At 43.2% G+C, this 20,960-nt stretch carries 17 protein-coding genes; 12 read left to right on the top strand and 5 right to left on the bottom strand.

Annotated features, from left to right (window positions below):
* Nucleotides 1-22 precede the first annotated feature (22 nt).
* On the top strand, nucleotides 23-1,744 hold the full coding sequence (locus tag ACHEVO_RS05190; protein WP_394124188.1) for a 2-oxo acid dehydrogenase subunit E2: 1,722 nt from the start codon (nucleotides 23-25) through the stop codon (nucleotides 1,742-1,744).
* Between the two features lie 155 nt (nucleotides 1,745-1,899).
* Here the strand turns inward: ACHEVO_RS05190 and ACHEVO_RS05185 are convergent, their stop codons facing one another.
* The gene (locus tag ACHEVO_RS05185; protein WP_379544075.1) at nucleotides 1,900-2,526 is read right to left on the bottom strand and encodes an OmpW/AlkL family protein; all 627 of its coding nucleotides are present in this window, start codon (nucleotides 2,524-2,526) and stop codon (nucleotides 1,900-1,902) included.
* Nucleotides 2,527-3,240: 714 nt separating this feature from the next.
* On the opposite strand from ACHEVO_RS05185, the gene ACHEVO_RS05180 reads away from it, so the two are divergent.
* The gene (locus ACHEVO_RS05180; protein ID WP_057759421.1) at nucleotides 3,241-4,224 is read left to right on the top strand and encodes an ion transporter; all 984 of its coding nucleotides are present in this window, start codon (nucleotides 3,241-3,243) and stop codon (nucleotides 4,222-4,224) included.
* Nucleotides 4,225-4,351: 127 nt separating this feature from the next.
* Here the strand turns inward: ACHEVO_RS05180 and ACHEVO_RS05175 are convergent, their stop codons facing one another.
* The 3 genes from ACHEVO_RS05175 to ACHEVO_RS05165 all read right to left on the bottom strand — a co-directional run bounded on the left by ACHEVO_RS05175 (nucleotide 4,352) and on the right by ACHEVO_RS05165 (nucleotide 9,307).
* The gene (locus ACHEVO_RS05175) at nucleotides 4,352-4,999 is read right to left on the bottom strand and encodes a TerD family protein (RefSeq protein ID WP_394124187.1); all 648 of its coding nucleotides are present in this window, start codon (nucleotides 4,997-4,999) and stop codon (nucleotides 4,352-4,354) included.
* Between the two features lie 97 nt (nucleotides 5,000-5,096).
* Nucleotides 5,097-6,239 carry a helix-turn-helix transcriptional regulator gene (locus tag ACHEVO_RS05170; RefSeq protein WP_394124186.1) on the bottom strand — a complete coding sequence of 381 codons (1,143 nt, stop codon included), beginning with the start codon at nucleotides 6,237-6,239 and terminating at the stop codon, nucleotides 5,097-5,099.
* Nucleotides 6,240-6,466: 227 nt separating this feature from the next.
* Complete coding sequence (locus tag ACHEVO_RS05165; RefSeq protein ID WP_394124185.1) at nucleotides 6,467-9,307, bottom strand: AAA family ATPase; 2,841 nt, start codon at nucleotides 9,305-9,307, stop codon at nucleotides 6,467-6,469.
* A 357-nt stretch (nucleotides 9,308-9,664) separates the two neighbouring features.
* Between ACHEVO_RS05165 and rsmG the strand changes: the two genes are divergently transcribed.
* The 10 genes from rsmG (at nucleotide 9,665) to ACHEVO_RS05115 (ending at nucleotide 19,670) form a co-directional block, all read left to right on the top strand.
* A complete protein-coding gene (gene rsmG / locus ACHEVO_RS05160) occupies nucleotides 9,665-10,381 on the top strand; it encodes a 16S rRNA (guanine(527)-N(7))-methyltransferase RsmG (protein ID WP_394124184.1) in 717 nt (238 codons plus the stop codon).
* 238 nt (nucleotides 10,382-10,619) lie between these two features.
* On the top strand, nucleotides 10,620-11,399 hold the full coding sequence (locus ACHEVO_RS05155) for a ParA family protein (protein ID WP_394124183.1): 780 nt from the start codon (nucleotides 10,620-10,622) through the stop codon (nucleotides 11,397-11,399).
* A 158-nt stretch (nucleotides 11,400-11,557) separates the two neighbouring features.
* Entirely contained in the window at nucleotides 11,558-12,745 is a 1,188-nt protein-coding gene (locus tag ACHEVO_RS05150; RefSeq protein ID WP_394124182.1) for a ParB/RepB/Spo0J family partition protein, read from the top strand.
* Between the two features lie 86 nt (nucleotides 12,746-12,831).
* Nucleotides 12,832-13,557: a MotA/TolQ/ExbB proton channel family protein gene (locus ACHEVO_RS05145; protein WP_296207854.1), complete on the top strand. Its 726-nt coding sequence runs from the start codon at nucleotides 12,832-12,834 to the stop codon at nucleotides 13,555-13,557.
* 65 nt (nucleotides 13,558-13,622) lie between these two features.
* A complete protein-coding gene (locus ACHEVO_RS05140; protein WP_057759437.1) occupies nucleotides 13,623-14,054 on the top strand; it encodes an ExbD/TolR family protein in 432 nt (143 codons plus the stop codon).
* A gap of 75 nt (nucleotides 14,055-14,129) precedes the next feature.
* On the top strand, nucleotides 14,130-15,917 hold the full coding sequence (msbA, locus tag ACHEVO_RS05135) for a lipid A export permease/ATP-binding protein MsbA (RefSeq protein WP_394124181.1): 1,788 nt from the start codon (nucleotides 14,130-14,132) through the stop codon (nucleotides 15,915-15,917).
* 66 nt (nucleotides 15,918-15,983) lie between these two features.
* The gene (gene lpxK / locus ACHEVO_RS05130; RefSeq protein WP_394124180.1) at nucleotides 15,984-17,114 is read left to right on the top strand and encodes a tetraacyldisaccharide 4'-kinase; all 1,131 of its coding nucleotides are present in this window, start codon (nucleotides 15,984-15,986) and stop codon (nucleotides 17,112-17,114) included.
* Between the two features lie 49 nt (nucleotides 17,115-17,163).
* Nucleotides 17,164-17,976, top strand: coding sequence for a 3-deoxy-manno-octulosonate cytidylyltransferase (gene kdsB / locus ACHEVO_RS05125; protein WP_394124179.1), 813 nt, complete (start codon nucleotides 17,164-17,166; stop codon nucleotides 17,974-17,976).
* A gap of 104 nt (nucleotides 17,977-18,080) precedes the next feature.
* Nucleotides 18,081-19,211 carry a DNA polymerase III subunit delta' gene (locus tag ACHEVO_RS05120; RefSeq protein ID WP_394124178.1) on the top strand — a complete coding sequence of 377 codons (1,131 nt, stop codon included), beginning with the start codon at nucleotides 18,081-18,083 and terminating at the stop codon, nucleotides 19,209-19,211.
* A gap of 111 nt (nucleotides 19,212-19,322) precedes the next feature.
* Complete coding sequence (locus tag ACHEVO_RS05115; RefSeq protein ID WP_101205408.1) at nucleotides 19,323-19,670, top strand: PilZ domain-containing protein; 348 nt, start codon at nucleotides 19,323-19,325, stop codon at nucleotides 19,668-19,670.
* A gap of 165 nt (nucleotides 19,671-19,835) precedes the next feature.
* Here ACHEVO_RS05115 and ppk2 read toward each other — a convergent pair whose 3' ends face one another.
* Nucleotides 19,836-20,915, bottom strand: a complete 1,080-nt coding sequence (gene ppk2 / locus ACHEVO_RS05110) for a polyphosphate kinase 2 (protein WP_394124177.1) — start codon at nucleotides 20,913-20,915, stop codon at nucleotides 19,836-19,838.
* Nucleotides 20,916-20,960: the final 45 nt, after the last annotated feature.

The raw sequence follows: 20,960 nt of genomic DNA, 5'->3' as shown, positions 1-20,960 counted from the left end.
CCATAAGACGAGGAAATAAATCATGGACATTAAAGCCCCCGATTTAGGTGTGGATAGCGCCGAAGTCAGCGAGATTATGGTAGAAGTTGGTGATGTTATTGCAAAAGACGACAACATCGTATTATTAGAATCTGACAAAGCATCGGTTGAAGTACCAAGCTCTGCTGCTGGTAAAGTGACTAAGATTAGCGTTGCTATTGGTGATCAAGTTAGCGAAGGTATGGTGCTAATTGAGCTTGAAAGCGCAGAGGATAGCGCAGAAAGCAACGATGACAATGCTGCTGCTGAAGAGCAAGAAGCAAACAGCACAGACGATGTTAAACCAGAATCAAAACCTGAGCCTGCTGCAACTGAATCAAAGCAATCAGAGTCTGCTGCCAAGCCAGCCGCTAATGCTGGTAAAGCAACTACTCATGCATTACCTGACTTAGGTGTTGATGAAGCGCAAGTTTCTGAAATTATGGTCAGTGTGGGCGATACAGTGACTGCGGATCAGTCAATTTTATTGATTGAATCTGACAAAGCCTCTGTTGAAGTACCAGCTCCAGTTGCCGGTAAGATTGAGAAAATCTTGGTCGAAGCAGGTGATATGGTTGCTAATGGTCAGGACTTTATCGTCATCATGGAAAGTAGTACAGATGATGCTAGTGATAGTAAATCTGAAGCGCCTAAGACACAAGAATCAGCACCAGCCAAAACAGAAGATAAGCCAGCTGCTAAAACTACTGGTGAGCCAAAACAAGCTGCCAAACCGACCAATACTGATACAGCTGCTAGCAAAATAGAGGGTAAGTTAACTGAAGCACAGGTCAATGAAAAATTGGTTGATGTGTATGCAGGTCCTGCCGTCCGTAAACTAGCGCGTCAGTTGGGTGTTGATATCACACAAGTGAATGGTTCAGCTCTAAACGATCGCATTCTAAAAGAAGACTTGTTTGCACATGTTAAAAACAGTCTAACCAAGCAGAAAGCGGCACCTGTAAGCAGTAATCCTGTTAGCTCAGGTCTACCGAAACTACCTGATATGAGTAACGCTGAGATCTGGGGTGAGACGGAAACACAAGACCTCAGCCGCTTGCAGAAAGTCTCGATACCACAGCTCAACTACAATACTTTGCTACCGCAAGTAACGCAGTTCGATCTGTCTGATATCACTGAGACCGAAAAACTACGCGGTGAGCTAAAAGGTGGCATGAAAGCTGAAGGTATTGGCTTTACTATCTTGGCCTTTGTGGTTAAAGCAACTGCTTACGCGTTGACCCAGCATCCACGATTCAACAGTCATTTGAGCGATGAAAATACTCAGGTTATATTGCGTAAAAGTGTCAATATGGGTATTGCTGTGGCAACAGATGATGGTCTTATCGTACCTGTTATCAAAAACGTACAAGATAAAGGTTTGAAGCAAATTGCGATTGAGATTGGCGAGCTTGCTGTAAAAGCTCGTGATAAGAAGCTCAGTACCAAAGATTTGCAAGGGGCAAGCTTTACCATATCGAGCCAAGGTAACTTGGGCGGTACAGCATTTACGCCACTAGTTAATTGGCCACAAGTTGGTATTTTAGGTGTGTCTGAGGCAAGTATGCAGCCACGTTGGGATGCCAAAAAGCAAAACTTTGAGCCACGTTTGATGCTCCCACTGTCTTTGTCTTATGACCACCGTGTGATCAATGGCGCAGACGCTGCTGTATTCACTCGTTATATCGCAACGCTATTGGCAGATCCACGTCGTATCTTGATCTAAAGCTAGCTAGCAATTAAAAAAGACTGCCCACGGGTAGTCTTTTTTTGTGTGCTGTTATCTGGTAGCTAGGGTCAACACTAATATAATCGTAACTAGTAGGCACAAAAAAGCCAGCTATCAAGCTGGCTCTTATTACACACGATATCTTTACTAAATTAGAACTGTTTAACGAATGCTACGCCATATACCCAAGGACTGATATCAACTTCACCGATATCAGTACCGTTTAGGCTTGCATCTGTTTTGATGTCCATATAACGGGCATCAATACGGAAAGCTTCGGTAGGAGCAAAAGGAATATCAAGACCAACATGGCCAGCTACACCAACGCTATCATCAAGCTCTAAATCATTACCGTTACCAAGGTAGATTCTTTCTTTGAAGAAAGTTGTGTAGTTTACACCAACACCAACAAAAGGCTTCACGTTCATAGGCAGATCATAGCCATCGAAGTGATACTGTACAGATAGAGTAGGTGGTAGGTGCTGAGTTTCTGCATCAATAGTAGTATCACCAGTTTTTAGAGTGATGTCATGATGGAATGGAATAGCAGCTAGCAGTTCAACACCAACGTTGTTAGCGATGAAATACTCACCACTGATAGTTGGACGTACATCGCCATCAACATCAACAGATAAACCGTTATCTAGAGTACCGTTGTCGCTTTTAGGGTCAACATAATGTGCGCCAGCAGCAACAGACCAAGTACCAGCAGGGACTGCAAAAGCAGTTGTCATTGTAAGTGCAGCAGCAGTTGCTAAAACTAGGGATTGTAGTTTCATCATTTCATTCCTTAACGTAATAAAAAATTATCAGCAGTTTTCTAATGAGGGATGGCATTAGCTACTGATACATAATGTCATGATTAAAGTTTAATCTGTAACATTTAATCTCTATTATAATACGAAAATCATTATTATTGGTAAGGTTTTGAGCATAAAGTAGCAATGTTTCTGCAATAAATTACATTTACGTGTAATTCAATTGTCTACAGTCTATAATTAAACACAACAAAAGCTGCTTTTTAAGTAAGTGTCATTGACGTAAGTCGGTATCTCTTATTTATGATTCAACAAGAGGTGCAATATATTATGCTTGGCTATTGCAGTAACTCCCCTCTACGCTGTACGAATGCGCGTACGATGAAAATACTGAATCAGGTAGACTCTTGTTGTCCTGAATGTCACTTGTTTTTGATACCTGCGCAAGATATTAGCCAGCAGCTTCGTGCTGACGAACAGTTCTTAAGATTCTCTATCCTACTAATTGTGTTTATACTGCTGGTATCGGTCTATATTTATTATCTGCATTTTGTATAGCCGATAGTCATGGCTGATAATGGACAGGTCAGTACTGAAATGAAGCGTTTCTGATAAAAGTCACGGATGATTGCTGCAAATATCTCCTATGTGCTGTGATGAAAGTTTGGTTTTTATTGTTTGACCGTTGTTTTATTCTACTAATATTAAATCGGTATTTCACCGCATAGGGCTGGCATGTTATTCCAATCTATACGGCGCTTGCGTCATTTTGTTTATGATATTTTACAAAATGAAGAACATGACACGTTATTTAGCCGTTACGTCGATTATTTTCTTATATTTTTGATTATGACTAACGTAGCGGCTGTGATAGCGGAGTCTGTCGATCAGTGGTATTACCCTTATCAAGATTACTTCACCTTATTCGAAAACTTCTCTATCGTTGTCTTTTCCATTGAATACTTATTGCGTCTGTGGAGTGTGGCTGAAGCAAAGCCTGATAACACAACGTGGAAACAGCGATGGGATTGGCTTAGAAGCCCATCCGCATTGATTGACTTAGTAGCCATCGTGCCCGCCTTTTTGAATTTCTTTGTCAATATTGATTTGCGTTTCTTGCGTATTTTACGTTTGTTTCGAATCCTAAAATTGACGCGTTATTTTGCCTCAATGCGTATCTTGCTAGTTGTGATTAGCAAGGAGCGAGGCTCATTTCAGGCTGTTATCTTTATTCTCATTATTATGATTGTGACCGCCTCTAGCGGTATTTATCTGGTAGAGAATCACGCACAGCCAGATGAGTTTGAGTCCATACCTAAAGCAATGTGGTGGGCTGTGGTGACACTGACAACAGTAGGCTACGGAGATGTCACGCCAATTACTAATGCGGGCAAAATATTGGGTGCGGTCATTACGATATTGGGTGTGGGTCTCGCCGCACTGCCAGCTGGTATTCTAGCGACAGGACTAGCGAATGAATTGGCTCAGCGCCGTGAAGAGCTTGAACAGCATTTTCGTGAGCAGCTCATTGATAGTGACTTTGATCTGGTACAGAATCAAATGATGATTGATAAAATTCGTCGAGAGCTGGGTTTAGATAAAGAACAGGCACAAAATATCGTTTTACAGGTACTTAGAGAGCAAGAACTTGAACGGCGTGAGAAAGAAGTTGAGACACGTCAAAAGAACTTCTGTCCGCATTGCGGTGAAGTTTTATAGGCAAGTGTGAAGTGATTTATGAGAGATAGGTTTTTAGTAGCTAATCGTAGTTAATATTTTGACCATAAAAAGAGGTCTTGTGTTTACATAGCACAAGACCTCTTTTATATGCGATTACTAGTTGCTCTTATATTCCCTGAGGGATAGGCAGTGCACGTGCTAACTCATGAGCTACTTCTTGTGCTGCATCTGCTAGATCTTCTGCAGTGAGTGGTAAGTTTTGCAATGTTAAATGCCAGTCATCAACAGATCGGCGCAAATGGGCTACCCATAACGTGGTGCAGACGCGTGGAAGCTGCTTAAGGTTTACCTCAAAACAACGGTTTCCTTCATCATCGCTAAGATGAATTTCGCCTTTTTTCACCCTAGAAAACGAATGACCATGGTATGAGTTGGCAATTAAACCAATATGAGTGATATGAGCGGGAATTTTTTCGAGTTCCAATCTGATTTGCTCTTGATCAAGCGGGGCCAGATACATGGCTTGCTCGCCGCGATCCTTACCATTTAAGCTGTCTCCTTGATGCTTGACCGACTCAGCTTTATCTCGTAATTGTTTAAACCAAACGATGTCACTGATGACGCAATTATCATCATATAACACACAAGCCAAATCAATATCCATCGCGCTTTGATTTTTTTTGAAGCGCTTAAACATGCCTTTTGGCTCAATTTTGGTAAATTCATAATTGAGCGCAAAGAACAAAGTCCCTGCGTCTAGTCCAAGTCCTCGTAAACTATCTGACAACAGTGGGGATGGGGCAGTGGTCGACATAACTTTCCTTTTTTATTCTTAGTTTTTAACAGTTATCTAGATTTATTGACTGCTTACTTGAGTAGTGGTGATTTAAGCAAGTTTAATACCAGTGATGTCATTCATTGATTGCTGTCGTAGGTTTATCTAATACTGCTTGATAAAGTAGTTCAGGCTTAGCATCTAATAACCCACTACCAAATCCGCGTAGCCACCAGACCAGCTGTGAGGTCAAGTTAACAGTAGCTTTTATAGTAAGGGTGTTATCCTCATTTAGCGTCACGGTTTGATTATCATTAAGCTTACTTTCGGTCAGACTCTTACCAGCTTGCCTAGTGAATCTAAGCTCAACAGCGGTATTCTTGCCACGCTCGTCCAATTCGCCAAACAGTGGGTGACTAAAGCCCATGCTGCCTTCATCCAAATACGTATCGAGTTGAAAGTTCTCTGGCGTTTTTGCAGCGGTTTCGAGAATCTCAACACTATCAAAACGATGTAATGCAAAGGTGCGAATGGTGGCTTCTGGATCGTCAGTACGAGTTGCCAGTAGATAGATAATCACACCGCGCTGGATAATTGCGATTGGATTTAGGATATATTCGCTGGCTTGTAATTTGTTGCTACGAGTATAACAAGCATGAATTTGCAGCTGATAAAATAGAGCATGGTAAATATTGTCTTTACTGTCCAAATCTATATCTGGTGCAATAAGCGGCTGAGTGGCAGGCTCGATACGCACTCTGTCTATCCAAGAGTGGGTCACTTTGCTATTTTTAAGCTGTCGCCGTGCTAAGTCAAACCAAGGAAATAATTCATCTAAAATAACAGGTGGCAGTAACTGGGTCAGATTGGCCTCGACCATATTAAAAGCAACCGCTTGTGATAAGTTCATATGCGGCAAGCTTTGTAATGGGGCGTCTTCTTTCCAGCGCCATCCTTGTGGATTGGCATTGTTTTTTTCGATAGGGAAGCGTTTGGCAAGGGCGTTCAAATCGCGTTGGACAGTACGTAGGCTGATATCGAAGCCTGCCATCATCAGCTGCTCATAAATATGCGTGGTGCCTACCCAGCGATTGCGCTGCAGCTGTGATAGTACCTGCCATTGCCGAGCAGTCGTTGCCGCACCATGTCGATTGTCACTAATATTGGCGGCATTGGCCTCTTTTGAGGTACCAGTGTCTACAGCGGCAAGCGCACCTGCCTGCTCACTAGGATTAGACTGAGCTTGGATGTTATCAGTATCAGTAGGATGTACAGTCATTAAGAGATACCCTTTATGAAGTTACAAGTCGGTTTCTGGCACGATATTGCTCGATTAGGAACCGTTAATCATCGCAGAAAAGCAGCGTAGCGTCTAGCGACGTTCATGCATGCGTATGTTTATTTAATAGTTGCTATTCGATGGTTGCTGCTCGATCTAGCCATAGACATAACAATGAATCTAGTCGAACAGCAATGTGCGTGCGTATCGGTAGTACCGTTTACATTTTAATTGCCATCCTCATCGATAGCTGTTGTCTCGCTATCGCTTAGGGTGTCATCAATAGGCTCAGCATCGCTTTGCTTGTTACTTTCCTCGCTACTTTTCTTATCACTTCTCTCACCTTTTCGCTTTTCTTTTATTCTCTTACCTTCTTTCTTTTGACGTTTTTCTTTACGCTTTTTCTTCGCTTTCTTTTTTGACTTTTCATCATCGATGTCATCAGTGCTTTCTTGATTTTCATCCCATAGCATCAGACGACTTAATACTTTGCCAAATAAAGTATCTTTACGATAACGGCCTTTTTTATTCATGGTGTCGATGGGCAAACCAGTCATCAACGTCAGGGCCTCACTTAGAGTATAGACGCCATAGATATGAAATTTGCCTCTATTTACCGCATCGATAATGTCGTCACGTAGCATCAGTTGTTTGACATTAGCCATCGGAATGACGACGCCTTGATCGCCTGTTAGCTCTTGCTCGCGGCAGGCGTCGAAGAAACCTGCGATTTTGGCATTGATGCCACCAACTGCCTGTACTTCGCCTAACTGGTTCATAGATCCAGTAATTGCGAGAGACTGATTGATGGGGACGTTTGCTAACGCGGATAGCAATGCACAGCCTTCGCTCACAGTGGCACTATCACCATCGATTTGCGCGTAGCTCTGCTCGAATGCCAGTGAGGCACTAAAATTCAGCGCATGATGTTGACTAAATAGCGCGCGCAAATAGCTGGTCATAATCAGCATGCCCTTGGCGTGTAAACTACCGCCCAAGTCTACATCACGCTCAATATCAAGAATTTCACCTGTGCCAATATTGGGCTGAATGACCGCAGTAAGCCGTGCTGGCATGCCAAACTCACTATCAGCATAACTGACCACGGTCAATGCATTAACTTGTCCGATAGCATCGCCTTGCGTTTGGATCAACTGCTGGCCGTTTTTCAGCTCATCCCAGTACAGATCGCGCAAATATCCTGAACGCTCATCCATGTCATCGATTGCTTGAGTGACGTGATCTGCCGTCACCATAGTCTCATTGTTTAAGCGAGCGTGACGGTTTGATTCATGCAAGAGTTTAATCAACAAGTCACTGTGTAGGCTTAAGCGATCTTGTTCTTCAGCTTGCAGGCTTAAATGCTCAAGTAGTGTGGCCTGTGCACTGCTATCAAACGGATAAAGGTCGGCATGGTCGATGATATCGGCCATTTTTGCGACCAGTGCCAATTCATGCTCAATGGTACGAGGCACATCGTCATGAAAGTCAGCGCGGACTTTGAATACCGCATCAAATTCAGGCTCAAGCTCTAGTAGCTCGTAATATAAATCTGCTTCACCTAACAAGATAACCTTGATATCTAAATCAATAGGCGCTGGTGAAAGAGATAAGCTACCGGTTAGCGTCAGCATTTGCTCTAGACTTGATAGTTTGATTTTTCGTGATTGTAATGCACGCTTTAAGCCTTGCCACGCATAAGGATGCTCAAGGACGTGGCTGGCTTCTAATAGTAAATAGCCGCCATTAGCGCGATGTAGAGCACCTGCACGAATCATACTCACGTCAGTGGTTACTGTGCCTAATTGGGTGATTTGCTCGACATGCCCCAATAAATTGAGATGGGTTGGCAAATCCTCAAAGACTACGGGCGCGCCACTGTCAGGTGTGTGACTGACAATAACATTGACCGCATAACGACTGGGCGTCGTAGCCAATACTGCCGTCACAAACTCTTCATCATCGCCATTGACGATACGCTCTACGTGAGTGACCATATCATCGAATACAGCTTTGAGATATGCCACGACAAGTGAATGAGTTGCAAACTGCTCATAGATAGGGGTAAATAATGACTGTAGAGCACGTTGGGCAATACTACGATGTAACGCCTCAATCTCATCGTTGGCTTCGTCTTCTAGCTGCTCTAAAGCGATGGTCAGTTGACTCAGGCGCTTTTGCATATGGTTCTTTTGTACAAAGTTATTCAGCTCAGCTTCATACTCATTATTGCCATATGTAGAATCTTGGTTTTCCTTATACCCATTATCTTCATCGCTCAAAGTGTTAACTTTTTCGCTATCATCGAGCTTTTCTGCATTTTTATGATTGCTAGGTGTTTCTACCTGTTTGTTATCATCGCTATTACTTTCTGTAGGCAGTTGACTAGGATGAACAAATACGGCTTTATTATCGAACGAGCGAAACGTCAATGCTAGGTCATATTGTTTGCCTTCAGCATTAAGCGCGTCATAGGCATGACTTTCTTTTTGATGAGTACTATTTTTGATGGCTTCGATTTTGCTTTGGTATTGATCGCTACGAAAGCGTTGGCTTAAACGCTTTTTTGCTTGCTGCCATAAGTTATTAACTTGCTGTTGTAATAGCGAGGCTTGACCAGCTGGTAGACGCAGCGCCAATGGGGTGCGTGGATCGGTAAAATTATGCACGTATACCCAATCATCTGGCGTCGGTGCGTCGGCGGCAATACGCGTTAACAGACGACTAATGACAGTACGTTTGCCCAAACCGTTTTCACCAGCGGCAAACACATGATAACCACTGGCTTTAATATCCAGCGCTGTATGTAATGCTTTAAGCGCGCGTTGTTGACCGAAGCCAACATCTAAGTCAGGCGCAGTGCGAGTGTCTGTAGGCAATTCATCAGGGTCGCTATAGCGTTTTAATTGCTCAGCGGAAATGCGACAATTTTGCTGAACTTCTGTGAAGATAGGGTTTGGGGTATCAGGTGCTTTTTGCTTAGTATTTTTTGTATTGGTAGTAGGTACTACTATATTGTTAGCGTCTTTTGATACTGGCGATATAGGGGTGTAGGGTTGTTCTGTCATAGGCGTTTGAAAAATCATCTTAAAAAGTATTAAAGGAATATGAGAAGTGATTGGTTTTATCTGTTCAGGCGTATTCTGAGTTTTTTATAGTCAATCATGACATCTTACAAGATATAGTCACCTATTAGCGAAGTCATTAAGCGCAGTTTTGTATCATATTTAGACAAATGCCTGAGTAAAACTGGTAAAAAACGAATGAATTAATCAACGAATTGGAGGCAATCAAAGCAGAATAACGCCTCATGATAAGCGTAGATAGTATAAGATGTCCCACATTGGCGCAATCTGCAACTATTCAATGGGCAGACTGCATGATAAAATAAACGGTTCACAAGTCAAAACTGGATAACTCGTTGTATGTCAGCTTCCGCTAAAAACTCTTCATCGTCTGCTAGTGCGGGTAATATCAATATTGATCCGACTGGTTTCGTAAAGCTTGGTTCACAATTGCCAAAGCTGACTAATATCTTGGCGCAAGCGATAAATGAGCTGGGTCTGCCGTTAAGTGAAACGCAGCAGCGCACTTTATTATTGTACTTAGACCAGCTTTTATTATGGAATAAAGCGTATAATCTGACCGCGATCACTGATCCAGAAGAAGCGCTGATCAAGCATGTGATAGATTGTTTGTCTATTATAACGCATTTACCCGCCGGATCGTTGCTAGATATCGGCACGGGAGCAGGGTTGCCAGCAGTGATTATTGCCATTTGTCAGCCTGAGCGCCAGTGTACTGCGCTTGATAGCAATCAGAAGAAAATTCGCTTTATTAAGCAAATCAGTAGCGAGCTTGGTTTGAGTAATATGCAGCCGATTGCATCGCGTATTGAAGCGCATGAAGCAAGCTATGCGGTGGTGACATCACGAGCGTTTGCCAGTTTGATAGATTTTGTAGAAGTAGCGCAGCCAAGATTAGCAGATGGTGGCTTCTTATGTGCTATGAAGGGCAAAGTGCCGAGTGAGGAAGAGCTACAAGCACTAGATAATGATTGGCATATCAAAACTATTAAACTGACAGTGCCACGTTTGCACGACAGTCGTCATTTAATTGAAATGTCTGCCAAAGATAGCTAAGGCATAAACACTTCGCAGTCATGAAACAGGCACTGTTTTTTGTGAAACACAGTTTACGTCTGTATCTAAATGACATAGTATTTAAAAGCATTTAAAATGCTCGACCGCAAACTGAGTATTTTAGACCATGAATGGCTGACTTCTAAATACTGAGTGAGTGTCGCTGTACAAGATTGAATAAAAATAATCGTACCAACCGAGTCAAAAGTAATAGACCCTAATAAAATTGAGTGAGTGTATGGAAATCATAGCAATTGCGAATCAAAAAGGCGGTGTGGGTAAAACCACAACGGCAGTAAATTTGACCGCCAGCTTGGCTGCTAAACGCAAGCATGTACTGCTGATTGACTTAGACCCACAAGGTAATGCGACCAGTGGTACAGGCGTCGACAAAAACGAGTTAGATCTTACCATAGCGGACGTTTTGCTAGATGGTGTTGCATTGTCTGAAGCGATTGTTACTAGTCCTGCAGGGTTCGATGTCATCGGTGCCAATCGCGATTTGGCTGGCATGGACATTACGCTAATGAGTAAGACGGACAGTCATGAGCTGTTTAAAACTGCGATGGCCGAATTGGTTAACGATCAGGTATCCACACAAAAACAACCATACGATTATGTGATTATCGATTGTGCGCCTAGTTTGAATCTACTGACGATTAATGTGTTGGTGGCTACAGATAGTGTGATTATTCCTATGCAGTGTGAGTATTATGCACTAGAAGGGTTGGCAGACTTATCACAAACGATTGAACGTCTTACAGAATTGAACCCTAAGCTATATATTCGCGGTGTGGTCAGAACGCTATTTGATGCGCGTAACACGCTTGCCCGTGATGTCTCTACTGAGCTAGAAGCGCATTTTGGCGATATCATGTACAAGACCCATATTCCAAGGAATATTCGCTTAGCAGAAGCTCCTGCGCACGGCTTACCCGTTATTGCGTATGAGAGATGGTCAAAAGGCGCACGCGCGTATCAAAAGCTGGCCGCTGAAGTGATGAAGCAAAGCAGCTAGTTTTTATCTAAAGTCTCTTACAAAGGATTTTTAGATAAAAAGTGTCAATGATCAAGACAGTAAATGAATAGCATAAGCATAGAGCACTTAACATTGTATTTAGTAAGCCGCATCAGTAATCAATTGGCTTTTATTTTAGCGTTAGAGGATAGGTAATCATGGCGAAGAAAAGAGGGTTGGCTGCTAATCGGGGCTTAGATGCCTTATTAGGGTCAATCAAAAAAGAAAAGCAAATTACCGCCTCTGCCTTGCAAGACGACATGGTGGCGCGTGAAAATGCTGCGCCAGATATTAATGTGCCTGCAGATACTAATGTGCCTGCAGATACTAATGCGCCTGTAGATACTGTATCCACAGATATAGCGCCTGATATCACTCCGACAAAAGCCAGTGAAAAATCATCTGCGAAGACTACTGATAACGATGCTGCTAGTGAAAATAGTACTCGCGCGCCACGTTCATCTCGCACTACTAGCAAGACGTCGCTCAACAAATCGCGTGGCAATAGTGCAGATACGAGCACAACCGAAGACCAGATTAGCCTTGTCCAGATCGATGTCACACGTTTGCAAGCAGGTAAGTATCAGCCTCGTCGTGATATGAGTGAGACAGCACTTGCAGAATTGGCATCTTCTATCGAACAGCATGGCGTGATGCAGCCTATCGTTATCCGCCCGCTATTGGCAAATGAAGATAAGAGCGAAGCATTTGTCACTCACGAAATTATCGCTGGTGAACGCCGCTGGCGTGCAGCAAAAATGGCAGGAAAAGCGGTTATCCCTGCGATTGAGCGTGCTTTATCTGACGAGTTGGCGATTGCCCTAGCATTGATTGAAAACATCCAGCGCGAAGACTTGTCAGTGATTGAGCAGGCAGCGGCTTTGCAGCGATTTCATACGGAGTTTGGTATGAGTCATGCCATGATCGCTGAAGTCGTCGGCAAGGCGCGTACGACAGTATCGAATCTACTCCGCTTGAATCAGCTGCATGATACAGTAAAAGACCATTTGGCCAATAGTGCGCTAGATATGGGTCATGCTCGTACGCTTTTAGCATTGTCCTCTGAACAACAACCTATCATCGCGCAGAAAATTATTGATGGCGGTATGACCGTGCGAGAGGCTGAAAAATTGGTCAAATCGATTTTGCAGCCAGCGCCCAAGATCAACCGTGCTGAACAAGCACAATCTCGTGATGTAGAGCGTTTGACCCAAAGATTGACAGACATGCTTGGTGCTGAAGTCAAACTAAAGCATAAAAAAGATGGTCAAGGTAGTGTTGAGATATTTTTCCACAATCAAGATCAATTAGCTGCGTTGATTAAACATATAGAAGCTCAAGCTTAATAACGTTTGCGAGTTAGCCGTATCTATCCAATTGCTAAGTCGCTTCTGTAATAATTATTTTTGTGAAAATATGGAAGAGAGTGAGTATGTGGGAATTGGTAAAAGCAGGTGGCTGGCTAATGACACCTATCGTGGTCTGTTCTATATTGGCATTAGTCATCATTATTGAACGTAGCCATACGCTACAGTTTAACAAAGTCGCTCCTAGCAGGTTACGCGAACAGCTAATAACTCGTTTACGTGAAAATGGCGATATTGGTCGCACACAGTTGATGAATGTAAAAGAGAAGACGGCACTTGGTGATATTTTGGCAACGGGTTTGCTATATCGTCAGTACGGGCTAGAGTCGATGACGATGCACATGCAAAATCGTGCTAGCGTCCAAGTTCATCAGTTAGAAAAAAACATCAATATGTTAGGAACTATCGGTGCGATAGCGCCGTTGCTTGGCCTGTTAGGTACGGTACTAGGGATCATCTCGTCGTTCTTGGCGATTACCGATGGTGCCATGCAAGATCCGACGATGCTAGCTGCTGGTGTATCACAGGCACTAATCACTACCGCTGCTGGTATGATCGTTGCTATCCCTGCGTTGGTTGCTTATCGTTATTTTCAGCGCCGTATCATTGATATTAACGCTCAGTTTGAGACTCAAGCAGGGCTTATGATTCAAGAGCTGTATGATTATCACTTACTTGCTAGTACGCAGCCATCTACATCTTCTAGCCATAAGTCAATAGATGATAGCATTGTGCAAGAACGTTCATTCGGTGGGTTGGATTCGGATAAGACTAGCATAGCGGCAGTGTAGTCAATGCGGTTTTGAAGAATAGAAGTCTTAAGCCTATACATGGTAGCTGAATTAAAGAGATTGATATGCGTTTTAGAAAACCAACGGTTGAACCGCTTGAAATTAATCTAACACCGATGATTGATTGTTTACTATTTTTGATTGTATTTTTATTGCTTGCTACCTCATTCAATCACTTTAGTCGTTTAAATATTATCCTTCCGGAAGCCGAAGGTGTTGCACTGACAGAACAAAACAATAGTATCGAAGTAGCTGTGCAAGAAGATGGTAGCTATTTGGTCAACGGCATTACACTTGCTAGTAGCAATGAGGCTGAACTGACCAGTATGTTGCAGCAAGAGGCGGGCAGCAATCGCGATATGCTATTTGTTATTGCAGCGGATGCCAATGCGACTCATCAGTCTGTGGTACGAGTGATGGATATCGCTGGAAAGCTCGGGTTTTTGAATTTAAATATCAGTACAGTGGTACCACTTGGCCAAACGCTGCCGCAATAACAGATATAGTCTTATCATCATAAAACTGTGTGACACACAGCCCATTCATACCATGATACCCAAATTGAGGCTTTTATGAGCCAAGCTTATTTACCTGACTCTAAAAAATCTTCTGCTAAAAATGCATCGGCAGTATCGCCCGTTACGCCTAAGAGTAAGACATTATTACGCTTATTAAGGTATTTAAAGCCTTACTGGTGGGCATTGCTATTGACAGCTTTAGGTTTTGCGATTAATGCAGGGACAGAGATTTGGACTGCCAAGCTTCTGCAATATATTACTGATGCTATCAATCAGAATGACCGAAGCAAACAAACCTTATTTCCGCTATTGATTATATTGCTATTCTTTGTGCGCGGGGTTGGTAGTTTTTTGGGTAACTATTACTCTGCATTGGTCTCACGCAACTTAGTCTATGAGCTACGTGTAGAAGTTTTTAATAAATTACTACGCTTACCTAGCTCGTTTTATTTGGCCAATCCAGCCGGTACGATTTCATCGAAATTGATATTCGATGTTGAGCAGGTCACGGCCGCCAGTACAGACTCAATGAAGACTTTGCTGCGTGATGGTTTGACCGTTGTCGCATTGATAGGTTTTTTGTTCTATAGCAATTGGCGTCTAACGCTTATTTTATTTGTGGTATTGCCACCAATACTATGGCTAGTGCGCATTGCATCAAAGCGCTATCTTAAGCTTTCAAAAGGTATCCAAGAGACGATGGGTAATGTCAGTCACATTACTAATGAAGTCATCGGCGGCTATCAAGTGGTCAAAAACTACGGTGGTCAATCATACGAGTCAGCACGTTTTGACAAAACATCGAAGAAAAACCTACGCCAAGGTATGAAGGTGGTTGTTACCAATAGTATTAATACGCCAGCCGTACAGCTGTTGATGGCGGTTGCGATGGCCGTTGTCGTCTGGCTTGCGTTGCGACCTGCAGTAATAGATGATATCTCAGCAGGTGAGTTCATCTCTTATATTGCAGCCGCAGGTTTATTGAGTAAGCCAGTGCGTTCGCTGACTGATATTAATCAGAAGCTGCAAAAAGGTCTGGCTGCTGGTGAGTCGATTTTTGCACTACTTGATGAGCCAGAAGAAGAAGACACAGGCACAATCAGTAAAGCGCTATCAGGGCAAATGTCGTTAGACAATATCAGCTTGGTTTATCCAGATTCGACAGTGGCTCTACGTGACTTTACCTTGAATATTAAAGCAGGTGAGACAGTTGCACTAGTAGGGCGAAGTGGTGCGGGCAAGTCCTCATTGGTTAATTTATTAACACGAACTCTAGAGACTTCCTCAGGGCAAATCACATTAGACGGTATGCCTATTGAAGACATTAAGTTAGAGAGTTTGCGTGCCCAGATTGCAATGGTGAACCAGCAGGTAGTATTGTTTAACACCACTGTATTTAATAATATTGCTTACGGCAGCCTAGCTGACAAGACTCAAGCTGAGGTTGAACGAGCAGCAAAAGATGCCTTCGCTCATGACTTTATTATGAAAATGCCAAACGCTTATCAAAGTGAAATTGGTGCCGAAGGGTTGCAACTATCTGGTGGTCAGCGTCAGCGATTGTCTATTGCTCGTGCGCTATTAAAGGATGCACCGATTCTAATTTTAGATGAAGCCACTAGCGCGCTTGATAATGAGTCTGAATATTATATCCAGCAAGCGCTCGATAATGTGATGAAAGACCGCACTACGTTAGTCATTGCCCATCGATTGACGACTATTGAATCAGCGGATCGTATTGCTGTGATGGATGGCGGCCAGATTGTTGAGTTAGGAACGCATAATGAGCTAATGCAACTGCAAGGCCACTATGCGCAAATGTATGCTCGAGATTTTGAGTAGTCAGTTTAGAAACTGTCAGCCAATTTTCACGCAGCCATGAACCAATAAGATAAGCGATATTGATTAATGAGTATTGAGACGACAGTCACCCGCGCATGGCAACGTCAAGCTGTTTGGTTGTGGTTGTTGCTGCCTATCAGTTGGTTATACGGTTTAATCACTTTGCTGCGCCGTCAAGCTTATAAGGCTGGCCTGTTATCAAGCTATCGAGCACCTATTCCCGTGATGGTCATTGGTAATATCAGTGTGGGCGGTAGTGGTAAGACGCCGCTGATTATTGCTCTGGTCAACTACTTACAAAAAAAAGGCATAAAAGTAGGAGTAATCAGTCGCGGGTATGGCGGTGATACGAGTCAAATGCCAGCATTGGTTAGTGCTACCAGCTTACCTCATATAGTCGGGGATGAGCCGTGCTTGATTGCTCATATGACAGGCGCTGCTATGGCAGTCTGCCCCAATCGCCAACAAGCGATTGCCACTCTATTAAAGGCAGAGCCTAATTTGCAATTGATTATTGCAGATGATGGTTTGCAGCACTATGCACTACAGCGCGATATCGAATGGATTGTGGTAGATGCCGCCCGTGGGTTTGGTAATAAGCAGCTATTACCAACAGGTTTTTTGCGTGAGCCTATGTCACGATTAGAGGGTGCAAATGTTATATATCATGAAAAGCCAAGTACAGATTTAACTCAGACTTCTAGAAGTGGTAATAAGATACAGTCTACTGATCGTTTGACCATGCATTTGCAAGCTAGTGAGTTGCAACATTTATGGAATCCTACATCGAGTACAGCTCAACTTAATAGTGTGCAGCCTACCACTAACAGCCGAGTTCATGCTGTTAGTGGTATCGGCTATCCGCAGCGGTTTTTTGATACCTTAGAATCTATTGGCTTTGAGGTCATAGGGCATCCTTACCCTGACCATTATGATTTTAGTTTGGCTGAGCTTTTACGATATGGTGATTATCCTATCATCGTAACCAGTAAAGATGCGGTAAAAATCAGCGCATTATTGGCAGACTATACAGCGACACAAGCACTCAGTGACAAGTATGTAGAACTTGTTAGTAGACTATGGGTATTACCAGTGACGGCTGTATTATCAGAGAATAGTTATCATAATCTAGATGCGCAGCTAAAGGCGCTAGGGGTTCGCATCGATCATGATATAAATACGTCAGCCTCATTATAAACATCAGCCAATATTTTAAATCTCCGTACCACTTTTATAGGAATACGCCATGTCGTTCGCCACCACACCTGCCAAAACCCATATCGTGATTCCTGCACGTTTTAAAAGTACGAGACTACCTGGTAAGCCATTGCTAAGTATTCATGGTAAACCGATGATACTTTGGGTGGCAGAAAAAGCGCAGACAGCAAGTTTTGCTGATGACATGTGTATAGCGACTGATGATGAGCAAATTGCAAAAGTTTGTATCGATGCAGGATTTGATGTTGTTATGACCAGTAGTGAGCATGCTTCGGGTACGGATCGCTTGGCAGAGGTAGCAGCTATCAAAGGTTGGGCTGACCACGATATTGTGGTAAATATGCAAGGCGATGAGCCCCTTGTACCGCCATTGCTTTTGGAGCAAGTACAGGCGCTTTTGGTAGCGGATGAGGATAGCGTGATGGCCACACTTTGTGAGCCTATTAATGACTATGATACGTTCCAAAAACCATCGGTAGTAAAAGTAGTCAGCCAATCTGCTAATAACTTACAGCGTGCGCTCTATTTCAGCCGCGCACCGATTCCTTGTGACCGTGACGTCGTATTAGCTGATAATAATCAGACGCAACCACCAAAGAACGCCTATCGCCATTTGGGTTTATACGCTTATCGTGTCAGTTTATTACAGCAGTTCGTAAACTGGCCACAAACGCCACTTGAGATACTTGAAAGCTTAGAGCAGTTACGTGTTTTAGAAAATGGTCAGCATATCGCTATCGCAGAAGCTGCCTGTCAGCTACCAGCTGGCGTCGACACACAAGAAGATTTAGACCGTCTAAATGCGATGAGCTTAGATAACTTTCATAACTCTCATAAGTAATAGTCTGAGCAAAGTTGCGTGCGATTCTAAGTTTTCTACAACGCTAAAGTATCGTTGTCGTGGCTATACCTGAAATACCTAATCAATGTGATAGAGCCATAACCATGAATAATTTGACAGGAAATATGGACGCATTAGATAACACAGACCGTATATATTTTGCGCCACTATTGCCATGGCAAAAAGTACTGTGGTTACAGTTGACCAAGCGCGTACTTAAGCAGCAGTCTTTGCCGCATGCATTGCTCGCTGCTGGTATGCAAGGTATGGGCAAACGCGCCTTTGTATGGCGATTGGTCGCTTGGCTATTATGCCGTGAGCGTGGCGCACACCCACTAGGTGCTTGTGAAGTGTGTGAGAGCTGTCAATGGCTCAAGTCGGGAACTCATCCGAGCCTACAAGTATTACCACTCGTTAGTATGCTGATCAGTGCCGAGAGCGATGCGCTTCAAGAAAAATCAAGTAGCACAAAAGATAAAAAAGGCGCTAAAGCTACTAGCAACAGCGCACTTAAGATCAAAGTAGATGATATTCGTGCTTTGCAGCCTTTTATTTATCAAGGCGGGCAAGGGATGCGCATCTGTGTATTAGATCACGCTGAAAAAATGACGGTGGCCGCTGCCAATGCGCTGCTTAAAACATTGGAAGAACCGCAAGCGCAGGTGCATCTGTTTTTGATTAGTGATACGCCTGCTCAGCTATTGCCAACGATTAAGAGTCGTGTTCAACAGTTAGCACTACAGACAATTGAGCCGACTGTTGCTGTCGATTACGTGACGCATGCATTAGGTCACACGATTAACCGCGAAGCCGTCGGTAGCGCTGCGATTGAGCAGTTGATACAACTGGCCAATGGTGCGCCTTTAGCTGCTATAGCTTTGGCACAAGCACCATGGTATAGCAAGCGCAGCCTATGGCTGACCACGTGGCAGGCATTACGTAGTGGTAAACGTAGTGGTGTGGCGGCAAGTGATTATTGGCAAGGTCAGCTTAATATTAAAGAGTTTATACAGCTGTCTGAGCTGATGTTCCTTGATATACGCCGTGTCTGTTTGGGGCTGAGTGAACTACAAAAGGATGTCAATCTATCAACGATATTGGCGACTTATCAGCCTACTGATAGCGGGTTAGAGGCATTTGCCAACAGCGTGCAGCAGACCAAAATCGCACTGCAACAAAATGTGCAAGAAAAATTTGCCTATGATAAGCTAATGCAAGAGTTAGCAAGCTTATAGAGCCATGTTTTAACGCTTAATTTGTGTTCGAAAATTTGCAATTGTTCTTAACTATATACTATCGACCATTTATATAAACATACTAAACCCAGTTGATGAAGGAAGCTGACTATGGCAATGCCAGGACGTGGCGGGATTTTAACCTGTCATTATGAAAGTATCGAAATGTTATATGCCAGCTATTTGTCATTTGTCAGTAATGGCGCTTTGTTTGTACCGTCTGACAAACCTCAGCAACTGGGTGATGAAGTGTTTATTGCCATTACGCTACCCAACTCTAGTGAACGCCTACCAATGAATGGTAAGGTTGTTTGGATTAACTCTAAGAGTCAAGGCAGTCGACCTGCAGGGTTTGCTGTGCAAATTGGTAGTGATGTCTCTGGCCAAAGAATTAAGAATGAGGTTGAGCGCCTACTAGCGGGAAAAATCGATAGTTTGCAATCGACTTATACTATGTAGTATCTAGGTAATAACTAGGTAATATCTAGAAATCGTACTTGTATCTTTAATAAGTTTGGCTGTGGTTTTTAACTTATTAATATAAAAAAAGCAGCCTTATTATTTAGTAAGGCTGCTTTTTTAGATCAATTTTCTTTAATTTTTATAGTAGTAGGTGCTAGTTGCTTAATAACGAGGCGGTACATACATATCATCGGGAATAGGTTCGCGGTAGTACTCATCATCGCGTTTGCGATTGGGTAACTCAATTTCGTCACGAGGCACTTCTTTGTAAGGGATTTGGTCGAGCAAATGGGCAATACAGTTCAGTCTAGCACGTTTTTTATTATTGCCTTCGACAACCCACCAGGGTGCTTCAGGAATATGAGTACGCTCAAACATGGTTTCTTTTGCTTTGGTGTAATCTTCCCAGCGTCGGCGCGACTGTAGGTCCATTGGTGAGAGTTTCCACTGCTTAAGCGGATCATATATTCGGCTCATAAATCGTGCATGTTGCTCATCATCAGTGATAGAAAACCAGTATTTTACTAAGCGAATGCCTGAGCGTACGAGCATACGCTCAAACTCTGGTACTGATTGAAAAAATTCTTCATATTGCGCGTCAGTACAAAACCCCATGACACGCTCAACGCCTCCGCGGTTGTACCAACTACGGTCAAACAATACGATTTCGCCTGCTGCAGGCAAGTGGGCCACGTAACGTTGGAAGTACCACTGCGTTTGCTCGCGCTCAGTGGGAGCCGGCAGGGCAGCTACCCTGCAAACGCGTGGGTTCAATCGTTGGGTAATGCGTTTAATGGCACCACCTTTACCAGCAGAATCCCGCCCTTCAAAAATAACGACGATACGTTCACCGCGATCAACGACCCAATCTTGTAATTTTATCAGTTCTCGCTGTAGTCGTACCAACTCTTGAAAGTAGGTGCGTCGATCCAGTTTTTCTTGCTCGCTCATCTCACGTCCGTTAAAACGAAAGTCACGTGCATAGTCATCTATTTCATTTTCTAGTTCTTCATCATATGTATCGATTAAGTCTTGGTGCATTTTTCGACGTAAATCATCATCAAGAATGTCTTTTTCGATGCGTTCAGTAAGAATGGCTTGTTCCTGATGGTACCGATCTAAATCTTCCTCAGACGTTAGAGATTGAAAATCAGCGGTTGCAAGCGGCTCTGTCATCACCAGTTTTTCAGAGCCAAAAATGACTTGCCTCATTTTTCTTAATAAAATTTTTGTCTTACCCATAAATATTACCTTTGTTTTGCGTATCGGCTTTTTTAAGAGGCTACT

This window comes from Psychrobacter nivimaris (assembly GCF_043419765.1).
Classification (GTDB): Bacteria; Pseudomonadota; Gammaproteobacteria; order Pseudomonadales; family Moraxellaceae; genus Psychrobacter.
The sequence above is the reverse complement of the archived record's forward strand: the minus strand, read 5'-3'. Positions and strand labels throughout refer to the sequence as shown.